We start from the raw sequence: 17,292 nt of genomic DNA, 5'->3' as shown, positions 1-17,292 counted from the left end.
CGGATGCGACCCGAAGCCTCAAGTCCGGTGAGCCACAGGTGAGTCACAGGGCGCTGCGCCCGGTCGATCTGGCGCGGGAGGCAGGGGTCTCCACCCAGCAGATCCGCAACTACGCCGACGCGGGGATCCTCCCGCCTGCCGAGCGGACGGCCGCCGGCTACCGCAGGTTCGACACGCGGCACCGCGAGGCCCTGCTCGCCTACCGGGCGCTGGCCAAGGGATACGGCTGGGAGGCCGCCCGTACGATCATGCTGGCCGTGCACGACGGCGACCTGGCGGGCGCACTCGCCCTCGTGGACGCCTGCCACGCGGCGCTGCACCAGCAGCGGCTCGCCCTGCGGGCGACGGGGGAGGCGCTCGAAGCGGTGGCCGGGCAGGACCCCGGCGGCCCGGCCGCGCCGCAGTCCCCCCTGCGCATCGGGGAGATGGCCGCCCTCCTCGGCGTACGCGCCTCCGCGCTGCGGGTGTGGGAGGCCGCCGGGCTGCTGACCCCGCGGCGCGAGCCCGGCACAGGCTACCGGTGGTACGGCCCGGCCGAGGTCCGCGACGCCCGCATGATCCACATGCTCCGGCAGGGACGGTATCCGCTGACGCGGATCGGGGACGTGCTCGACGGCCTGCGCCGCACCGGCAGCACCGAGGCGCTGCGCGCCGCCCTCGCCGAACGCGGCGCCGCCCTCGCCACCACGGCCGTCGCAATGCTCGAAGGATCGGCCCGCCTGCACGAGTACGTCACCGGCGCCGCGGCGCGCTGACACACCTTTCCAGTGATCCTTACGGTCGCTTTAACATCTATACATCTATAGTGCTACGAACCTAGATGAATAGAGGTTCCAGTGATCGATTTCTACCTGGACGGCCGGTCCGGCGTCTCGCCCTACCTGCAGCTCGTCCAGCAGGTGCGGCACGCGCTGCGGCTGGGCCTGCTGCGTGAAGGCGATCAGCTTCCTACCGTCAAGGACGTGGTGGCGCGGCTGGCGATCAACCCGAACACGGTGCTCAAGGCCTACCGGGAACTCGAGCACGAGGGCCTGGTGGCCGCCCGGCCGGGGGTCGGGACGTTCGTGACCAGGACACTGACCGACGCCTCGCTTGCCGCGCACGGCGGGTTGCGTCGGGACCTGCGCCGATGGCTCGCCAAGGCGCGCCTGGCCGGGCTCGACGACGAAAGCATCGAGGCCCTGTTCATGACCACCTTCCGGACCGCCTCCCAGGAGGACATCGCGTGAGCGCCGTCCTGCAGGCCCGGGACCTGGGCAAGAAGTACGGCAAGCGATGGGCGCTGCGCGACTGCACCATCGACATCCCGGCCGGCCACGTCGTCGGGCTGGTGGGCCCCAACGGCGCCGGCAAGACCACCCTGCTCAAGCTGGCCGCCGGCCAGCTCGCGCCGACGGAGGGAAGCATCACCGTGCTCGGCGGCCATCCGGCGGGCGGCGCGGCGCAGCTGGCCAGGATCGGATTCGTCGCCCAGGACACCCCCGTCTACGCGGGCCTGAGCGTCGCCGACCATCTGCGGCTGGGCGCCCGGCTCAACCCCGCGTGGGACGCCGCGCTCGCGCGAGACCGCGTCGAACGGCTCGGTCTCGATCCCCGGCACCGGGCGGGGAGGCTGTCGGGCGGGCAGCGCGCCCAGCTCGCCCTCATCCTGGGCCTGGCCAAACGGCCCGAGCTGCTGATCCTGGACGAGCCGGTCGCCGCGCTCGACCCGCTGGCCCGCCGGGAGTTCCTGCAGGGACTGATGGAGGCCGTCGCCGAGCACGAGCTCAGCGTGGTGCTCTCCTCCCACCTGGTCTCCGACCTGGAACGGACCTGCGACTACCTGATCGTGCTGGTCGGCTCGCGCGTGCGGGTGGCGGGGGAGGTCGAGGAACTGCTGGCCACCCACCACCGGCTCACCGGCCCGCGGCGCGACCCCGACCGGCTCCCGGCCGATCAGCACGTCGTCTCCGCCGGCCACACCGACCGGCAGAGCACGTTCGTCGTCCGCACAGAGGGCCCGATCCACGACCCCGCCTGGACCGTCAGTGGGCTCACCCTGGAAGACCTCGTCCTGGCCTACATGGAAGGGCCGGCTCCGGCCCAGGGGCGACCGGTCCTGGAGGTGCAGCGATGATCTGGCTGACCTGGCGCCAGTTCCGTGTCGCGGCCGCGACGACGGCCGCCGCGCTCGTCGTGCTCGCCGTCGCCCTTGCGCTGACCGGACCGGAACTGGCCTCCGGCTACTCGGCCGGCATCACCGCCTGCGTGCGGGACGGCGACTGCGCGCGCTTCTTCGACCGGTTCTTCGACGACCACGAGGCCCCCTTCCAGGCCGCCACCGTCGTCGTGCTTGTTCTTCCTGCCTTGATCGGTCTCTTCTGGGGCGCGCCGCTGATCACCCGCGAGCTGGAGGCCGGCACGCATCTGCTGGTGTGGAACCAGAGCATCACCCGCACCCGCTGGCTGGCCGTCAAACTCACGGTCGTCGGCGGGGCCGCCGTGGCCGCGGCCGGGCTGTGCAGTCTCGCGGTGACCTGGTGGTCCGCCCCTTTGGACAAGTCGGCCGCGCCGGGCTTCACGCTCATGGACCCGCTGGTGTTCGGCGCGCGTGGCATCGCCCCCATGGCCTATGCGGCGTTCGCGTTCGCCCTCGGTGTGACCGCCGGGTTGATCGTCAGGCGTACCCTGCCCGCCATGGCCGTCACCCTGGCCGTCTTCGCGGCGGTCCAGATCGTCATGCCGCTGGCGGTCCGGCCCCACCTCCTGCCTGCCGTCAGCGCCTCCTTCGAGCTCGGCCCGGAGAACGTGGACTCGTTCGTCAAGTCCGGCGACGCGGAGTTTCCGCAGGTGTTCCTGGATTCGGCGATACCCGGGCACACGGGCGCCTGGGTGCTGTCCAGCCGCCTCGTCGATCCGTCCGGACGCGTGATCGGCGGCGACGGCGCCCCCGTCACCGTTCGCGTGTCCACGACGTCGGGACCGTGCGCCCCGTCACAGCAGTCCCGGGATCCGGGACAGGGCTTCGGCGGCTGCCTCGCCGAGATCAACCGGCTGGGCTACCGGCAGGAGGCGACCTACCAGCCGTTCGAGCGTTTCTGGCAGTTCCAGTGGATCGAGACCGCGATCTACGCACTGTTCGCCCTCGGTCTCACGGCGCTGTGCTTCCGGTGGGTTCGGAGGTCTCTGTGACGACCGCCAGGACCATGGCGGCAGGCGTCGTCCTGTTCCTGACGGCCGCCTGTACGGCACAGACACCGCCCCGCGCGCAGCCTTCCGCGACGGCCGCCGGTGGATCGGCCGTGTGCGCCGAGCCCCGGGGAAATCCCCCGCCGGAGACGCCCACCACGATCGACGTTGTCGAACAGGCGTACTTCTGCATCCTCGCCAACTACTACAGCGGGGCCACGCTGGACGCCCGTTCGCTGCTGAGCGCGGGATTCACGGCCTTCACACAGGAGCTCAACCGCAGCGGGCGCGACTCGCCCGAGGCCACGATGCCGGCGCTCACCGGTGACCGCGAGGCCGACTGGGCAGCGTTCGAGGCGGCCTACCGGCGCGTCACCGACCGGCTGCCGGACGACGCCCACCTCCGGGAGAGGCTGGCCGAGGCCACCCTGCAGGCCATCGTGGCCGGTCTGGGCGACGACCACGCCCGCTGGAACCACGGAGGCCGGCGTCCGCCGGCGTCCTACGACGGCGACCAGTACGGCCTGGGCCTGCGTGCCAGCGCCGGCCCCCAGGTGAGCGTCAACCCCGGGACCGCCCTGCCTCCGCTGTTCGTGACCGACGTCCTGGGCGGACCGGCGAAGGCCGCCGGGCTTCGCCCGGGCGACGTCGTCGAATCCGTCAACGGATCGGCGCCCTTCATCGGCCAGGCGGTCACCCCGGCCGCCGTCGCCGCGCTGTACCCGCGATATCCGGAAGCAGGGCCGGTCCGGCTCCGCCTGCTGCGGCAGAAGACCGGCCGGCGCTGGACCGTGACGCTCAAGCCAGGTCTCTACCAGCCCGATCCGGCCGCCGTGCAGGTGGTGACGTCCGAGCTCCTGCAGGACGGCATCGCCTACGTACGGCTCAGCGGGTTCGCGCCCGACGTCGCGAACCGGGTCTTCCGGGCGATCTCCAGGATGAGGACCGGCCGCACGCTGACCGGTGTCGTTCTCGACCTGCGCGGCAACGGCGGCGGCAGCCCTGACGAGGCGAACCGCCTGCTGGGCGGGTTCGCCCACGGCAAGATCACGGCATACCAGTGCACGGCCTCCCTGAGCACCGGGGACGGCGCGTGCGCACCCATGCGGACCGACGACAGCGTGCCGCTGCTCGGCCTGCCGCTGGTGGTGCTCACCGACCGCGGCTGTGCCTCGGCCTGCGAGCACTTCAGCTCCGCCGTCAAGGACCTGCACCTCGGACAACTGGTCGGAACGCGAACCGCGGGCGCCGTCTCGGGCCCGGCGCGGCCCTACCTCCTCGGTGACAACACCACCCTGACGTTCCCGTCGACACGCCATCTGGCGCCCGACCGCGAGGTGATCGACCGGGTCGGCGTGGCACCCGACCACCACGTGCCGCTGACCCCGCAGGACGCCGCCGCCGGGCGCGACCCCGCGCTCGACGAGGCCCTGAACCTGCTGCACAAGTGACCGGCGCGCACGCGAGCACGCGCCGTGCGAAAGGACGAACCGCTTCATGAGTCATGCCGTGAAAGACCTGGCGGTCGCCGGGCTCGTCGTCCTCGCCGCGGCCGCCTGCGCCGCGCCGGCCCCGCCCAGGACCGTCGCCGCCGTGGCCACCGCCCCGTCGGCCGCGCCCACCGGCGCCGCCACCCTGCCCGCGCTCACCGGCCCCTATCCGGTCGGCGCGACCACCCTGTATCTGAAGGACACCTCCCGCCGCGACCCGTGGGCGCCCGAAGTGAAGGCCAGGGAGCTCATGGTCACCCTGTGGTACCCCGCTCAGGCGGGGGAGGGACGGCGGGCCCCCTACATGACCGCCAAGGAGTCCGAGCTCACGCTGAAGGGCAAGAAGGTGACCGGCGTGCCGTACGACGTGCTGAGCCGCACCCGCACCAACGCCTTCCAAGACGCGCGACCGGCCGGGCGCAAGGGCAGCCTGCCCCTGGTGGTGCTGTCGCCGGGGTTCACCATGCCACGGAGCACGCTCACGGCCCTGGCCGAGGAACTGGCCAGCAGGGGGTATGTGGTGGCCGGCGTCGACCACACCTACGAGAACTACGCGACGACGTTCCCGGACGGGCGGGTCGCCGAATGCGTCGCGTGCGACAGCGACACCGACCCCGGCTTCGGCGCCAAGGTGGCCGGGGTCCGCGCGGCCGACGTCTCCTTCGTGCTCGACCGGCTGACCGGACCGGACGCGAAGTGGGAGGGCTCCTCCCTCATCGATCCGTCCGAGATCGCGATGGCCGGCCACTCGATCGGCGGGGCCGGCGCCGTGGCGGCCATGCTGAACGACGCACGCCTGCGCGCCGGAATCGACATGGACGGCACCACCTACGCCCGGATCCCGAAGAGCGGGCTGTCGCGGCCGTTCCTGTTCCTGGGTTCGGCCGGCCACCGGCCCGCGAGCCCCGACAACTCATGGGACCGCGACTGGAAGCTCCTGACCGGATGGAAGCGCTGGCTCGTCCTGCCCGGCGCGGACCACCAGTCCTTCACCGATGTGCCGCTCCTGGCCGGCGCTCTCGGCATCGCCGTCCCGGGCGACCTGTCCGCGGCCCGCTCCATGCAGATCACCCGCACGTACGTCCGCGCCTTCCTCGACCGGCACCTGCGTCACGAGCCGCAGTCCCTGCTGGACGAGCCGTCGCCGCGCTATCCCGAGGTGCGGTTCTGCACCCCGGGCGGTGCGGCCTGCCGGTAGCGCGGCGGGACATTCCCGGTCTACAGGGCCCACCAGTGCGGGGCCAGGCAGTCGAGGGTGGGGCGCGGCGATGCGGGCAATCGGGTCAGATACCAGGCGAGGCTGCTGTACCGGTGCAGCAGAGCGTAGGCCAGCAGCCTCCTGCTCAGCTCCTCGCCCAGGTCGGACTCGCGATAGCCGTACGCGAGGAGCAGACGGCGCAGGATCTCCGGCTCTCCGCAGGAGAAGAACAGCCCTACCGAGGCGAACTCGTACTCCCGCGCGCCCCGCATCGCCGGTTCGAAGTCGAACAGGCCCGACAATCGCCAGCCGTCGCCGTCCCGCACCACCCTCAGGTGCTCGCGCATCACCTCCGTGTGCAGCAGCACGGGCGCGGACGGCGGGAGTTCGACGCTGTCGAGGAAGCCGGGGATCTGCGCCAGCCACGCCTCGTCCAGCCCGTCGGCCCGATGGTGGGCCACGCACGCCTCCCGCCGCGTACGGATGAAGCCGTCCCAGTCGGGCGGGCCCACGACCTGATCGACGGCGGGGGAGGAGACCGCGTGGAGCGCCGCCAGCGTCTCGCCCACGACGGCGGCGAGCTCCATCCGGTCGTCTCGCGGGATGTGCGGCCACGCCTCAGCGAGACTCTCTCCGCGCAGGCGGGTCATCAGGATGTAGCTCCACCCGCCGAGATGTCCCGCCTGTAGGACCCGGGGCGTCGGGATCGGCAGGCGTCCCTCGACGGCCCGCAGGACGGTCAGCTCTATGTCGTATTCCTCGGGCAGGTAGACCTCGGGGTAGAGCTTGAGCACATGCCGGTCGCCCACCGCGTAGACCGGCAGCGATCCGTCGGCGAAGCGCTCGACGCGTTCGTCACCGAGCCCGAGCCCCCTCACCAGGGCGGAGACGGCCGGGCCGAGGCGGGACTCGTCCCGCCGGACGGCCATGAACTGCTCGTGAGTCTCGGCTGTCGGCAGCCGTACGTCGGAAAGCACGGCCCGACGATAGACGAGCGCCCAGGAAGCCGATCAACAGGTTTTCCCGCCTCCGCGGCCGCTGGACCCTCGGCCGAGCTCACGGCCGCCGCCGGAACGGGGCGAGCGTGGCGCGCACGAGGTCGGCGGCGCCCCAGTCGGGGTCGAACTGGGCGATCACGGCCAGGTGCTGGCGTAGCTGGAGGATCGGCATGCGTTCGCGCCAGTCGCGATCGAGCCCGGTCAGCTCGGCGTACAGCTCGAAGAACACGTGCGCCTCGGGCGGCGGCGCCGTCGTCCACACGTGGGCCAGGTCGACCTCGGCCCACGTGTACGACACGGCCGGGTCGATAAGCGCGGGCCGCCCGCCGGGGGTGGCCATGACGTTCAGCGCCCACAGGTCGCCGTGCGTCAGGCACGCGGGCCTGACCGGCAGCAGCTCGGGCAGCCGGTCGCACAGCCGCTCCAGCGCCGCCCGGTCCGCGGTGTCGAGCGCCTCCTGGACGCGAGGCTCGCCGAGCCAGCGCAGCAGACGGTGCTGGGCGAAGAACTCGAACCCGTCGTCGTCCCAGGTGTTGACCTGCCGACGACGGCCCAGCCAGTTGTCCCGGTGCCACCCGAATCGGGGGTACCGCGTGGTGGTGTGCAGGTGGGCGAGCGCATGCGCGAACCGCTCCCAGAAGGCCTCGGTGTCCGGCCGGGGTCGCAGCACGGACAGCACGAGCAGGTCGCGGTCCGCGAGGATGATCTCGGGGGTGGCGACGCCGCCCGCCTCGCGCAGCATGGTGAGCCCTTCGGCCTCCGCGGCGAAGGCGTCGTCCGACGGCGGCTCGCCGAACGCCTTGACGAACACCGACGTGCCGTCACCGCGGCGCGCGAGCCCCGCGGTCGCGGCGAGGCCTCCGGTGGCCGGCTCGACCGCGACGATGTCGGTCAGGCCGGCCGCATGCAGGCGTTCCAGCAGGAAGGACGTCGTGTCTGTCACGGTTATGCTCCTCCACTCTCCGAGGGCCCCACCAGAAGCCGATCAACCGGTTTTCCGCCTCCGCGCCCGCTCAGTGAGCGGGGCTCGGCCTGGTGCCGATCACGGTGGTCGCGTCCAGTTCCTCGTCGTGCGTCAGACGGGCGGCGAGCCCCGCGCGGGCGACGGCGTCGGCGGTCTCCCGGGCCTGGCCCTCGCTCGTCTCCACCAGCAGGTGGCCGCCCGGCGCGAGCCAGCCGTCCGCCCCGGCGACGACCCGCCGTACGACGTCGAGCCCGTCCGCGCCGCCATCGAGCGCGACCTGCGGCTCGTGCACGCGCGCCTCGGGCGGCAGCAGCCCGATCGCACCGGTGGGCACGTACGGCGGGCTGGCGACGAGCACGTCCACCCGGCCCCGCAGGGCGGCGGGCAGGGCCGCGTACAGGTCACCCTCGTACACCCTGCCACCGGCCGCGGCGAGGTTACGGCGGGCACAGCGTACGGCGGCGGGGTCGACGTCCACGGCGTGCAGCTCGACGGGCCCGACAGCGGCGGCCAGCGCCGCGCCCATCGCGCCGGAGCCACAGCACAGGTCGACGACGACGGCGCCGGGCCGGGCCAGTGCGGCGGCCTGGCGGACCAGGAATCCGGTGCGCGGCCGGGGCACGAAGACCCCCGGGTCGACCGCCAGCCGAAGGCCGCAGAACTCGGCCCACCCGATGACGTGTTCCAGGGGCAGACCGCTGGCGCGCCGGTCCACCATCTCGTCGAGCTCGGCGGGCGTACGCGCGGCGGAGACCAGCAGACGGGCCTCGTCCTCGGCGAACACGCATCCGGCGGCCCGCAGCCGGGCCACGATCGAGGGGAGAGCGGGGGAGAAGGACAGTGACAAGGGAGAGCCTTTCGGAGTGCCGAGGAGCGCTCCCGCGGTCGTCTGTCTCTACGCGACCGTACGCACGGGGAGAAGGGAGCGCCCGACCTGTTCAGCGGTAATGGGGCTCACCTCCTCGTGTCGTCGCCGCCGTGACCGGCACCCTACACCAGGCCATAGGAGCACCCTCACACGGCAGGGTCCAGAAGAGCGGAGTCCAGAAGAGCGAGGTCCAGCGCGCGCAGGCGCGCGGGGTCGGCCACCACGTCGATCTCGGCGATCCGCTCGCCCTCGACCGCCAGGGTGAGGGCGAGCAGCAGCCGGCCGCGCGGCGCCACCACGGCGCCCACGGCCCCGTTGACGAGCGCCGGTTCTGCGTACCGGGCCCGCCGGCCGAGGACGACGGTCTCTCGCGCGACCGCCTCCGCACCGCGCACCACCGCCGGCACACCCGGGGGCAAAGCGGCCGGATCGGCCCGGCGTACCACTCCGGGTGCCAGCACCGCCATCAGCGCCTCCATGTCACCCTCGCGTGAGGCGGTGAGGAAGGCGTCCACGACGCGCCGGTGCCGCGCGGCCTCCGCGCCGGCGGTCTCGGGCCTGCCCCGCAGCCGGTGGCGTGCCCTGCTGGCGAGCTTCTTGGCGGCGGCCGGTGACCGCCCCACGATGGGGCCTATCTGGTCGAACGGCACGGCGAAGACGTCGTGGAGCACGAACGCGACCCGTTCGGCGGGAGTCAGCGTGTCCAGCACCACGAGCAGCGCCCGGCCCACCGAGTCGGCCAGCACCGCCTCCTGCTCGGGGTCGCCCGCGCCGTCCCACACCGCGCCCTTCCACACCGCGCCGTCCACTGCCTGGTCGTCCCGCACCTGGTCGTACGGCCCCGGCGCGGCCTCCTCCCGGCGGGCGGCGCGGGCGCGCAGCATGTCGAGGGACACGCGGGAGACGACCGTGGTCAGCCATCCGCCCAGGTTCGCGACCCCGCCGACGTCGGAGCGGCTCAGCCGCAGCCAGGTCTCCTGGACGGCGTCGTCGGCCTCGCCCCCGGTGCCGAGCATCCGGTGGGCGACCGCACGCAGATGAGGACGGTAGGTCTCGAACTGTTCCGCCAGCCCGTCGTGCTCGCCCATCGGTCACCTTTCCCCCGCGTGCCTCGTCACCACCATGACGTAAACGAGGCAGGAGAGGTGACAGGTGAGGTCATTGCTGCATGTCGATTCCAGCGCGAGCCTCGCGGGCGATTCGGTCACGCGGCGGCTGACGGCGTCGTTCGCCGAGATCTGGTGCCGGCGGCATGGCACGAGCGGGTACCGCTACCGGGACCTGGCGGCCGGCCCCGTGCCGCTCGTGTCCCACGCCTACACGACGCTCGGCCGCCGGGTGGAGCGGCACGGGGGCGTCCCGCTCGCGCGGGTGGCCGCGATGGCCACCGGCCCGGCCGAGGAACGCGAATGGGCGCTGACACTGCCGCTGATCAGGGAACTGCTGGCGGCGGACACCGTGCTCGTCGGCGTCCCGATGTACAACTTCACGGTGCCCGCCGCGCTCAAGGCGTGGATCGACCGGGTGACGTTCCCGGGGGCGTACGTCGATCCCGCCGCGGGAACCAGCCGCCTGCGCGACACGACGGTGGTCGTGGTCACCGCCCGGGGCGGCGCCTACGGTCCCGGCACCCCGCGGGAGGGCTGCGACTTCCAGACGCCCTACCTGCGGACGTACTTCCGGGAACTCGGGGTGGCCGAGGAGAACCTGCACGTCGTGCAGGCCGAGATGACCCGCGCCGGGGACGTCCCGGCGCTGGCCCGCTTCAGGGAGCTGGGCGACAGGTCACTCGCCGAGGCGTACGCCGCGGTGAGCGGGCTGGCCGGGGAAGGGGAGGGTGACCGGGCGTTTCCGCCGGCACTCGGCTCGCGACCGTGAAGCCGTCTACTCGCGGCGCAGAGGCGGGCGGCGGGCCCAGGTGGCCCAGCGCCACAGCCACTCCAGCGGGCCCTGCCGGAAGCGGCGCAGCCACAGGGTGGACCACACCCACTGGACGGCGAGAATGACGCCGGCGATCAGGGGCACGGCCGGGGCCGGCCAGGTGTGCGGCGGGCCGTCGAGGGCGCGGCCCGCCGCCAGCACGAGGACCGTCGCGGACAGGTAGTTGGTCAGGGCCATCCGCCCGAGCGGCGCGAACACGGCCCGCAGCACCGGCCGCAGCGGGGTCCTGAGCACAACAAGCAGGGCGCAGACGTACACCCCGGCGATCAGCAGCCCGGCCCCGGCCAGCGAGATGCCGAAGCCGCGGTCGGCCGGGTCGAACCGGGTCTGGAGCCACAGCACGGGCGCCGCGGCGGTGGCCAGGACCAGCCCGAGCGTGGCCGGCACACGCGCCGACTGCTCCAGCCGGTCGATCACGCCGTACCGGACCAGTGCCGAGCCCAGCAGGAACAGCCCGGCGATCAGGGCCAACCGGTCGCCTCCGACGAGCAGCGACACCGCGACGAACGCGGGAGCGAGGACGGCGACGGCCAGGCGGGGCAGCCAGGTCGAGGGCAGCAGCACCAGCAGGCCGATGACGGCGTAGGTGCTCAGGATGTCGCCGTGCCACAGCAGCACGAAGTGCGCCACGCCGAGCGCGAGCAGCGCCAGGAGCCGGCGTAGCAGGACCACGCGCGGGCGGGCGGTGCGGGCGGCCGCGGAGTCCAGCAGCAGCGAGAATCCGACGCCGAAGAGCAGGGAGAAGATCGGGAAGAAGCGTTGCTCGACGAGTAGGCCCAGCCAGGCGGCCTCACTTCCCCCAGGGGTGGACGGCGCGACGAACGCGCCGGTCGCGGCGATCGGCTGGACGTTGGCGAGCAGGATCCCGCACAAGGCGAACCCGCGCACGACGTCGAGCGCGGCGATGCGCGGGCGGCCCGCCGAGGTGGTGGCGTGGCCGGCCTCGCCGGGCCGGAGGCGCACGGCGGGGGAGGCGGCGTTCTCACGATGCATGGGGCCTCATCCTGCGGGCGGCGGCCCCCTGCCGTTATCGGCCGGAAGCATGGTTCGCGCCGCCCGCGACCGTACTTCCGGCCGGTTCCGGAGGCGGGCCCAGCGCGGCGGCGCCGGGGTGCGGGCCGGACCGGCCATCAGGACCCTTAGGGCCTTCCTCCGCCGCTCAGGCGGCGCCGAACCGGACATCCGCCGGTCGGGCACTCCCGGCCGCCGCGACGATCCGAGTGGCGCGGAACGCGCTCAGCCATGGCCGGCCTGCCGCGCCGTCTGCTCCAGCCGGCTCCGGTAGCTCGCCCACCACTCCTGATCGTCGGAGGGCAGGTTGAGGTTGCCGTCCCGCATCCCGGCCTCCCCGTCGATGAGCTCCCTGACGATGTCGGCGTGACCGGCGTGCCGGTTGGTTTCGGCGATCACGTGCACCAGGATCTGGTGCAGCGTCACCTCGCTCCGCTCGTCCGGCCACCACCGCACGCGGCCGGTCGCGTCGAGTGCCAGCGTGGCGATCGTGCTGTCCGCGTGCTGCCATACCCGGCGGTACAGCTTGACGATGTCGTCGCGCGACTCGTCCGCCGTGGCCCACATGTCCGCGTTGTCCTTGGCGTCGTCCTCCATCCAGAGCAGCGGTTCGCCGAACGGCCGCCCGAAGGTCTCGCCGAAGTAGCCCGCCTCCACCCCCGCGAGGTGTTTGACGAGCCCCAGGAGGTTGGTGCCTGTGGGGGTCAGCGGGCGGCGGATCTCATACTCGGAGAGCCCGTCGAGCTTCCACAGCAGAGCGTCGCGGGCGGCTTGCAGATAGCGGTGCAGATCATTCTTCGGTTCCCATGGGATCATCCCCGCAGTCTTGCAGCCGGTGCCGGCAGGTCGCATCGGCGTTTCCCCGGTGCCGGCGTCGAGCCGCGCGACGATGGGAGCGATCGCGGGCATCGCGCCCTGCCGGGGCGCGGCCGGGAGGCGGTGGTCCTCCTGCATACGTGGAACGCCCCGCCCCCGGTGGGTGCGGGGGGCGGGGCGTGGCGGAGCCGGGGTCAGCAGACGATGAAGATGCTCTTCCAGCCGATCGGAGTCCTCTGCTCCGCGTTCCTGTCGGCGGCGAGCGTGAAATGGGCGACGCCCTGCGCGTCGGGCTGGTTGTACATCCGGCCGCTCTGGCCGTCGCCATACCACCGGTACGACCCGTGGAAGGGGATGTTGGACACGCCGCAGCGGTCGATGACCACCGACCTGCCGCTGAAGCCGGGTCCCTCGTAGGCGACGTACTGGGAGGCGTAGGCGGCGCCGGCGCTGATCGCGATTGTCGCGGCCGTCAGGGCGGGGATGAGGACGATCCTTCTCATGACGCTCCTTGGGCAGGCCGAGCTTCTACTTTCAGTAATCGAATGGTAACAGACAGTGCTTGCCTCGTCACCCCTGCGCCTGGGGGAAGGCGACGACCTGCATCGCAGGCCCGCCGGGGAACGAACTCGCGGTGACTAGGACCCCTAGGCGAATACATAATCAATTGCCGCTGAAACCGGCAATCGGTAGGTTCGTGCCTATGAGGCCAATTGCCGAGCGCGAGATCCGCGCCTCGTTCGTCAACTGCACCAAGGGCGAGACCAAACGCCTTGCCGTACCGAGGGACCTGGATGTGCGGCCCTGGGACGACCTGGACTTCCTGGGCTGGCAGGATCCCGCCTCACCGGGCCGCGCGTACCTGGTCGCGGAGCAGGGTGACCGTCTGGTGGGGGTGGCGCTACGGCGGGCCACGTCCAACGCCGGGCATGTACGGCGCAGCATGTGCTCGCTCTGCCTGACCACCCACACCGGCGACGGGGTGTCGCTGATGACCGCCCGCCGCAGCGGCGGCAGCGGCAACTCCGTTGGCGCCTACATCTGCACCGACCTGGCCTGCTCCCTCTATCTGCGGGGCAAGAAGGACGTCGGGCCCGGCGGGCGGATGCCCGAATCGCTCACGCTCGAAGAGAAGATCAGTAGGACCGCGGTCAACGTGAGCGAGTTCCTCCAGAAGGTGACCGCGTGACCGGCACTCCCGCCCGTCTCGGCCTCGACCTGCCGATCCCGCCCCTGCTTCCGCGCCCCTGACTCCACCGATCGGTGGAGTCGCTCCACCGGGTGGGCGAGCGGCCGATTCCACCGCCCGCTCGGGAGATCGGGCGATCCGCATGAGGTGCCTCCGTTGCGACGCTGATTCCCGTACGGGAACGAGGAGACGGAGGCAACAGACATGCGCAACGTGGTCTGGCTGATCAGCGGGTATGCCGCGGTCAGCCTGCTGACACTGGTGGCGGTGATCGTGTTCCGGAACGACGCGGCGATGGTCACCACCGCGGTCTGGATCCGCAGCACCATCGTCGCCGCCTCCTCGCTGCTCACGCTGTTCTTCGCGGTCCGGGCGGCCCGCGGCGACCGCCGGATGCTGCTGCGGCTGCGCGTCGTCACCACGGTCATGGTGGTCGCGATCGTGGTGATCATCGCGCTGCCCGGCACGTTCCCGCTCTGGCTCAAGTTCGAGCAGGGCATCTGCGGCCTGCTCCTGCTGGCCGTGGTCGTGCAGATCAACCGGCGCCGGGCGGTCCGGCCGTGAGTGCGGTGATCGAGGTGGAGAACCTCCACAAGAGCTATGGAGGCACGGTGGCCGTGGACGACGTCTCGTTCACCGTGACGCAGGGGGATATCTTCGGCATCCTCGGGCGCAACGGCGCAGGGAAGACCACGACCGTGGAATGCCTCGTGGGCCTGCGGGCGCCGGACCGCGGCCGGATCCGCGTGCTGGGCCGCGACCCGATACGCGACCACGCCGAGCTGACCCGGCGGGTGGGCGCGCAACTGCAGGACAGCCGGTTGCCGGAGCGGCTGCGGGTGGGGGAGGCGATACGGCTCTACCAGTCGTTCTATCCGGACCCGGCCGATCCGGGCGAGTTGCTGGCGCAGCTCGGGCTGGCCGGGCGGGAGAAGACCCCGTACGGGAAACTTTCCGGCGGCCAGAAGCAGCGGCTCGCCATCGCGCTCGCGTTGATCGGGCGGCCCCGGATCGCCGTGCTCGACGAACTCACCACCGGGCTGGACCCGCACGCCCGGCGCCGTGCTGCCGCCGGTGCTCGCCGGCTACCGCGAGAAGGGGGTGCTGCGGCGGCTGCGGACCACGCCGGTCGGGCCGGTCCGGGTGCTGGCCGCGCAGCTGATCGTCATGCTGCTGACCGCCGCGGTCGCGGTGGCCGCGCTGCTGCTGGTCGCGCGGTTCGCGTTCGGAGTGGTGCTGCCCCGGCAGATGGCCGGCTTCCTGCTGACCACGCTGCTGGCGGCGCTCGCGCTGATGGCCGTCGGCCTGCTCGTCACCGCGGCCGCACCCGGCGGGCGGGCGGCCAACGCGCTCGGCGCCGTCGTCTTCTACCCGCTGGTCTTCCTCGGCGGGCTGTTCCTGCCGATCCCGACCATGCCGGCGATGCTCCAGCGCATCAGCCAGGCCACCCCGATGGGCGCCGCGGTCACCGCGATGCAGGACGCCACGAACGGGCACTGGCCGCACTGGCTCGCTCTGGTCACGTTGCTCGCGTGGGCGGCCGGGGCGGCCGTGGCGGCGGCTAGATTGTTCCGCTGGGAGTAGGTACGCGGATGCAGAGTTGGCAGATGGCCGGGCCGGCGGGCTGGGAACAACGGTTCCGGCCCATGGTCACCGTGGTCCCGTACGTGCTGCTGGCCGTCATGGCCGCCCTGACCATCGCCTTCAAGCACGACCAGCCGGGCTCCCTCGCCGTCGACCTCGCGCTCTGCGCGGCGGCCGCGGTGTGGAGCCTGGCGCTCTTCACACTGCGCCCGGCGTGGCGCGACCGGACCGGCATGATGGGCGTCTTCCTGGCGGGCCTGATCCTGTTCGGCCTGGTCATGGTCCTGCGCAACCCGTGGTTCGGCCTCTACACGCCGGCGCTGTACTTCTACGCATACCGGATCATCGATTGGCCGCGCGAGCTGTACTTCATCGCCGGCGCCGCGGTGGTGGCCGGCACGGCGCAGTCGGCCGGTGTGGACACCGGCTCCTGGGTCGGCCGCCTCGAATACCTGGGGATCCTGGGTGTCAACATCGCGCCGATGTGCCTGCTCGCCTGGATGGGCGAGATCGGCGCGCGATACTACGCCTCCCGAGAGGCGGCGCTGCGCGAGGCCCGGGAGGCCAACGCGCGGCTGGCCGCGGCGCTGGCCGAGAACGCGGCGCTGCAGGAACGGCTGATCGAACAGGCCCGCGCGGCCGGTGTCCTGGACGAGCGGGCCCGGATGGCCCGGGAGATCCACGACACGCTGGCCCAGAGCCTGACCGGCATCGTCACCCAGCTGCAGGCCGCCGAGCACGCGGCCGACGACCCGGCCGCGTGGCGCCGGCACCACACGGCGGCGACGTCGCTGGCCCGGGATGGCCTGACCGAGGCGCGGCGCTCGGTGAACGAGTTGCGTCCGGAGCCGCTGGAGACCGGCCGCCTGGCCGACGCCATCACCGAGGTGGCGGCCAGGTGGTCGGCCCGCCACAGCATCCCGGCCCAGGTCACCGTCACCGGCGAGACTCGCACGATGCGTCCGGAGGCCGAGGTCGCCCTGTTGCGGGTCGCGCAAGAGGCCTTGGCCAACGTCGCCAAGCATGCCGACACCGCCACCCGCGTCGGTCTCACCCTTTCCTACATGGATCGGCAGGTGGCCCTCGACGTCCGCGATGACGGCCGCGGCTTCGACTACCCGGCCGCCCAGGTCGAGCGCGGCGGAGGCTTCGGGTTGGTGGCGATGCGGCAGCGGATCGAGGCGTTGTCGGGCACGTTGCAGATCGAATCGGAGGTGGGGGGTGGGACCGGGATCTCGGCCTGCCTGCCCGCGGAGGCGCCGGAGGTGCGTTCGTGAGTGACCCGATCAAGCTGCTCATCGCCGACGACCACCCGGTGGTGCGGGACGGGCTGAGCAGCATGTTCGCCCGTGACCCCGAGTTCACGGTGGTCGGCGAGGCGGCGGACGGGGCCGAGGCGGTCCGGCTGGCCGAGGCGCTCGGGCCGGACGTGATCCTGATGGACCTGCGGATGGCCGGCATGGACGGCGTCACCGCGATCGGCGAGCTGACCCGGCGCGGCGTACCGGCCCGGGTGCTGGTGCTGACCACCTACGACACCGACAGCCACGTGCTGCCCGCGATCGAGGCCGGCGCCATCGGCTACCTGCTCAAGGACGCGCCGCGGGACGAGTTGCTGCGCGCCGTACGCTCGGCCGCTCGCGGCGAGGTCGCGCTTTCTCCGTCGGTCGCCGCACGGCTGATGAGCCGGCTGCGCACCCCGGCGCCGTCGAGCGGCCCGTTGAGCCAGCGCGAGCTGGAGGTGCTGCGCCTGGTCGCGTCCGGCCACACCAACCGGGAGGCGGCCGCCCGGCTGTTCATCACCGAGGCCACGGTCAAGACACACCTGCTCAACATCTACGCGAAGCTCGACGTCAACGACCGTGCGGCCGCCGTCGCGGAGGGGTACAACCGCGGTCTGCTCGGTGCTCCCGAGCGTCCGTGATCGCGTGCGTCCATGACGAACCATTCGTGCGGCGTCGGTTCGCCGACTCACCGGTCCGCTGGGGAGGACCGGCAGCTCACAGCAGTCATGGTCGCGGCGAGGCCGCGTCCAGGAGAGCACGTCCGGCCTTGGTGAGCTCGC

19 protein-coding genes and 1 pseudogene are annotated in these 17,292 nt (G+C 72.5%); 13 read left to right on the top strand and 7 right to left on the bottom strand.

The genetic code is table 11. The annotated features are described in order from the left end of the window. The first annotated feature begins 38 nt into the window (after positions 1-38). From FLW16_RS10600 to FLW16_RS10575, 6 genes are all read left to right on the top strand, one after another. Positions 39-755: a MerR family transcriptional regulator gene (locus FLW16_RS10600; RefSeq protein WP_142559798.1), complete on the top strand. Its 717-nt coding sequence runs from the start codon at positions 39-41 to the stop codon at positions 753-755. Positions 756-836: 81 nt separating this feature from the next. After that, a complete protein-coding gene (locus FLW16_RS10595; RefSeq protein WP_221890998.1) occupies positions 837-1,229 on the top strand; it encodes a GntR family transcriptional regulator in 393 nt (130 codons plus the stop codon). Then, on the top strand, positions 1,226-2,116 hold the full coding sequence (locus FLW16_RS10590; protein ID WP_142559796.1) for an ABC transporter ATP-binding protein: 891 nt from the start codon (positions 1,226-1,228) through the stop codon (positions 2,114-2,116). Before FLW16_RS10595 ends, FLW16_RS10590 begins: the two co-directional genes overlap by 4 nt. Next, complete coding sequence (locus tag FLW16_RS10585; RefSeq protein ID WP_142559795.1) at positions 2,113-3,171, top strand: ABC transporter permease; 1,059 nt, start codon at positions 2,113-2,115, stop codon at positions 3,169-3,171. The genes FLW16_RS10590 and FLW16_RS10585 overlap by 4 nt, the downstream gene beginning before the upstream one ends. Continuing rightward, positions 3,168-4,619 carry a S41 family peptidase gene (locus FLW16_RS10580; protein WP_142559794.1) on the top strand — a complete coding sequence of 484 codons (1,452 nt, stop codon included), beginning with the start codon at positions 3,168-3,170 and terminating at the stop codon, positions 4,617-4,619. Before FLW16_RS10585 ends, FLW16_RS10580 begins: the two co-directional genes overlap by 4 nt. Positions 4,620-4,665: 46 nt before the next feature. Beyond that, positions 4,666-5,856: an alpha/beta hydrolase gene (locus FLW16_RS10575; protein ID WP_142559793.1), complete on the top strand. Its 1,191-nt coding sequence runs from the start codon at positions 4,666-4,668 to the stop codon at positions 5,854-5,856. 20 nt (positions 5,857-5,876) lie between these two features. Here FLW16_RS10575 and FLW16_RS10570 read toward each other — a convergent pair whose 3' ends face one another. The 4 genes from FLW16_RS10570 to FLW16_RS10555 form a co-directional block, all read right to left on the bottom strand. Continuing rightward, positions 5,877-6,833, bottom strand: a complete 957-nt coding sequence (locus FLW16_RS10570) for a phosphotransferase family protein (protein ID WP_221890997.1) — start codon at positions 6,831-6,833, stop codon at positions 5,877-5,879. A gap of 79 nt (positions 6,834-6,912) precedes the next feature. Further along, the gene (locus FLW16_RS10565) at positions 6,913-7,797 is read right to left on the bottom strand and encodes a fructosamine kinase family protein (RefSeq protein ID WP_142559792.1); all 885 of its coding nucleotides are present in this window, start codon (positions 7,795-7,797) and stop codon (positions 6,913-6,915) included. A gap of 70 nt (positions 7,798-7,867) precedes the next feature. Continuing rightward, positions 7,868-8,665, bottom strand: a complete 798-nt coding sequence (locus FLW16_RS10560; protein WP_221890996.1) for a putative protein N(5)-glutamine methyltransferase — start codon at positions 8,663-8,665, stop codon at positions 7,868-7,870. Between the two features lie 167 nt (positions 8,666-8,832). Next, positions 8,833-9,774 carry a sigma-70 family RNA polymerase sigma factor gene (locus FLW16_RS10555; RefSeq protein ID WP_142559791.1) on the bottom strand — a complete coding sequence of 314 codons (942 nt, stop codon included), beginning with the start codon at positions 9,772-9,774 and terminating at the stop codon, positions 8,833-8,835. Between the two features lie 64 nt (positions 9,775-9,838). Here FLW16_RS10555 and FLW16_RS10550 point away from each other — a divergent pair, with 64 nt between their 5' ends. Continuing rightward, the gene (locus FLW16_RS10550; protein WP_142559790.1) at positions 9,839-10,564 is read left to right on the top strand and encodes an FMN-dependent NADH-azoreductase; all 726 of its coding nucleotides are present in this window, start codon (positions 9,839-9,841) and stop codon (positions 10,562-10,564) included. Positions 10,565-10,570: 6 nt separating this feature from the next. Here the strand turns inward: FLW16_RS10550 and FLW16_RS10545 are convergent, their stop codons facing one another. The 3 genes from FLW16_RS10545 to FLW16_RS10535 all read right to left on the bottom strand — a co-directional run bounded on the left by FLW16_RS10545 (position 10,571) and on the right by FLW16_RS10535 (position 12,957). After that, entirely contained in the window at positions 10,571-11,620 is a 1,050-nt protein-coding gene (locus tag FLW16_RS10545) for a DUF418 domain-containing protein (RefSeq protein WP_142559789.1), read from the bottom strand. Between the two features lie 243 nt (positions 11,621-11,863). Beyond that, complete coding sequence (locus FLW16_RS10540) at positions 11,864-12,454, bottom strand: DinB family protein (protein ID WP_142559788.1); 591 nt, start codon at positions 12,452-12,454, stop codon at positions 11,864-11,866. Between the two features lie 194 nt (positions 12,455-12,648). After that, positions 12,649-12,957, bottom strand: coding sequence for a MiAMP1 family antimicrobial peptide (locus tag FLW16_RS10535; RefSeq protein ID WP_142559787.1), 309 nt, complete (start codon positions 12,955-12,957; stop codon positions 12,649-12,651). Between the two features lie 200 nt (positions 12,958-13,157). On the opposite strand from FLW16_RS10535, the gene FLW16_RS10530 reads away from it, so the two are divergent. The 6 genes and pseudogenes from FLW16_RS10530 to FLW16_RS10505 all read left to right on the top strand — a co-directional run bounded on the left by FLW16_RS10530 (position 13,158) and on the right by FLW16_RS10505 (position 17,151). Then, complete coding sequence (locus FLW16_RS10530) at positions 13,158-13,643, top strand: FBP domain-containing protein (protein ID WP_142559786.1); 486 nt, start codon at positions 13,158-13,160, stop codon at positions 13,641-13,643. Between the two features lie 204 nt (positions 13,644-13,847). After that, the gene (locus FLW16_RS10525) at positions 13,848-14,207 is read left to right on the top strand and encodes a hypothetical protein (RefSeq protein ID WP_142559785.1); all 360 of its coding nucleotides are present in this window, start codon (positions 13,848-13,850) and stop codon (positions 14,205-14,207) included. Further along, positions 14,204-14,617, top strand: a pseudogene (locus tag FLW16_RS10520) (ATP-binding cassette domain-containing protein); the annotation flags it as partial. The gene FLW16_RS10525 and the pseudogene FLW16_RS10520, both read left to right, overlap by 4 nt. A gap of 88 nt (positions 14,618-14,705) precedes the next feature. Further along, a complete protein-coding gene (locus FLW16_RS10515; RefSeq protein ID WP_221890995.1) occupies positions 14,706-15,227 on the top strand; it encodes an ABC transporter permease in 522 nt (173 codons plus the stop codon). Positions 15,228-15,250: 23 nt separating this feature from the next. Then, positions 15,251-16,504: a sensor histidine kinase gene (locus FLW16_RS10510; protein ID WP_142559784.1), complete on the top strand. Its 1,254-nt coding sequence runs from the start codon at positions 15,251-15,253 to the stop codon at positions 16,502-16,504. Beyond that, positions 16,501-17,151: a response regulator transcription factor gene (locus tag FLW16_RS10505; protein ID WP_142559783.1), complete on the top strand. Its 651-nt coding sequence runs from the start codon at positions 16,501-16,503 to the stop codon at positions 17,149-17,151. The genes FLW16_RS10510 and FLW16_RS10505 overlap by 4 nt, the downstream gene beginning before the upstream one ends. Positions 17,152-17,292: the final 141 nt, after the last annotated feature.

This window comes from Microbispora sp. KK1-11 (genome assembly GCF_006874435.1).
Taxonomy (GTDB): Bacteria; Actinomycetota; Actinomycetes; order Streptosporangiales; family Streptosporangiaceae; genus Microbispora; species Microbispora catharanthi.
Note: the sequence above shows the minus strand (reverse complement) of the source record. Positions and strands in the feature narration are given on the sequence as shown.

Coding starts and splice junctions, on each gene's coding strand:
- FLW16_RS10585 (WP_142559795.1), top strand. CDS start 2,113: ATGATCTGGCTGACCTGGCGCCAGTTCCGTGTCGCGGCCGCGACGACG.
- FLW16_RS10575 (WP_142559793.1), top strand. CDS start 4,666: ATGAGTCATGCCGTGAAAGACCTGGCGGTCGCCGGGCTCGTCGTCCTC.
- FLW16_RS10555 (WP_142559791.1), bottom strand. CDS start 9,774: ATGGGCGAGCACGACGGGCTGGCGGAACAGTTCGAGACCTACCGTCCT.
- FLW16_RS10545 (WP_142559789.1), bottom strand. CDS start 11,620: ATGCATCGTGAGAACGCCGCCTCCCCCGCCGTGCGCCTCCGGCCCGGC.
- FLW16_RS10540 (WP_142559788.1), bottom strand. CDS start 12,454: ATGATCCCATGGGAACCGAAGAATGATCTGCACCGCTATCTGCAAGCC.
- FLW16_RS10535 (WP_142559787.1), bottom strand. CDS start 12,957: ATGAGAAGGATCGTCCTCATCCCCGCCCTGACGGCCGCGACAATCGCG.
- FLW16_RS10530 (WP_142559786.1), top strand. CDS start 13,158: ATGAGGCCAATTGCCGAGCGCGAGATCCGCGCCTCGTTCGTCAACTGC.
- FLW16_RS10525 (WP_142559785.1), top strand. CDS start 13,848: ATGCGCAACGTGGTCTGGCTGATCAGCGGGTATGCCGCGGTCAGCCTG.
- FLW16_RS10510 (WP_142559784.1), top strand. CDS start 15,251: ATGGCCGGGCCGGCGGGCTGGGAACAACGGTTCCGGCCCATGGTCACC.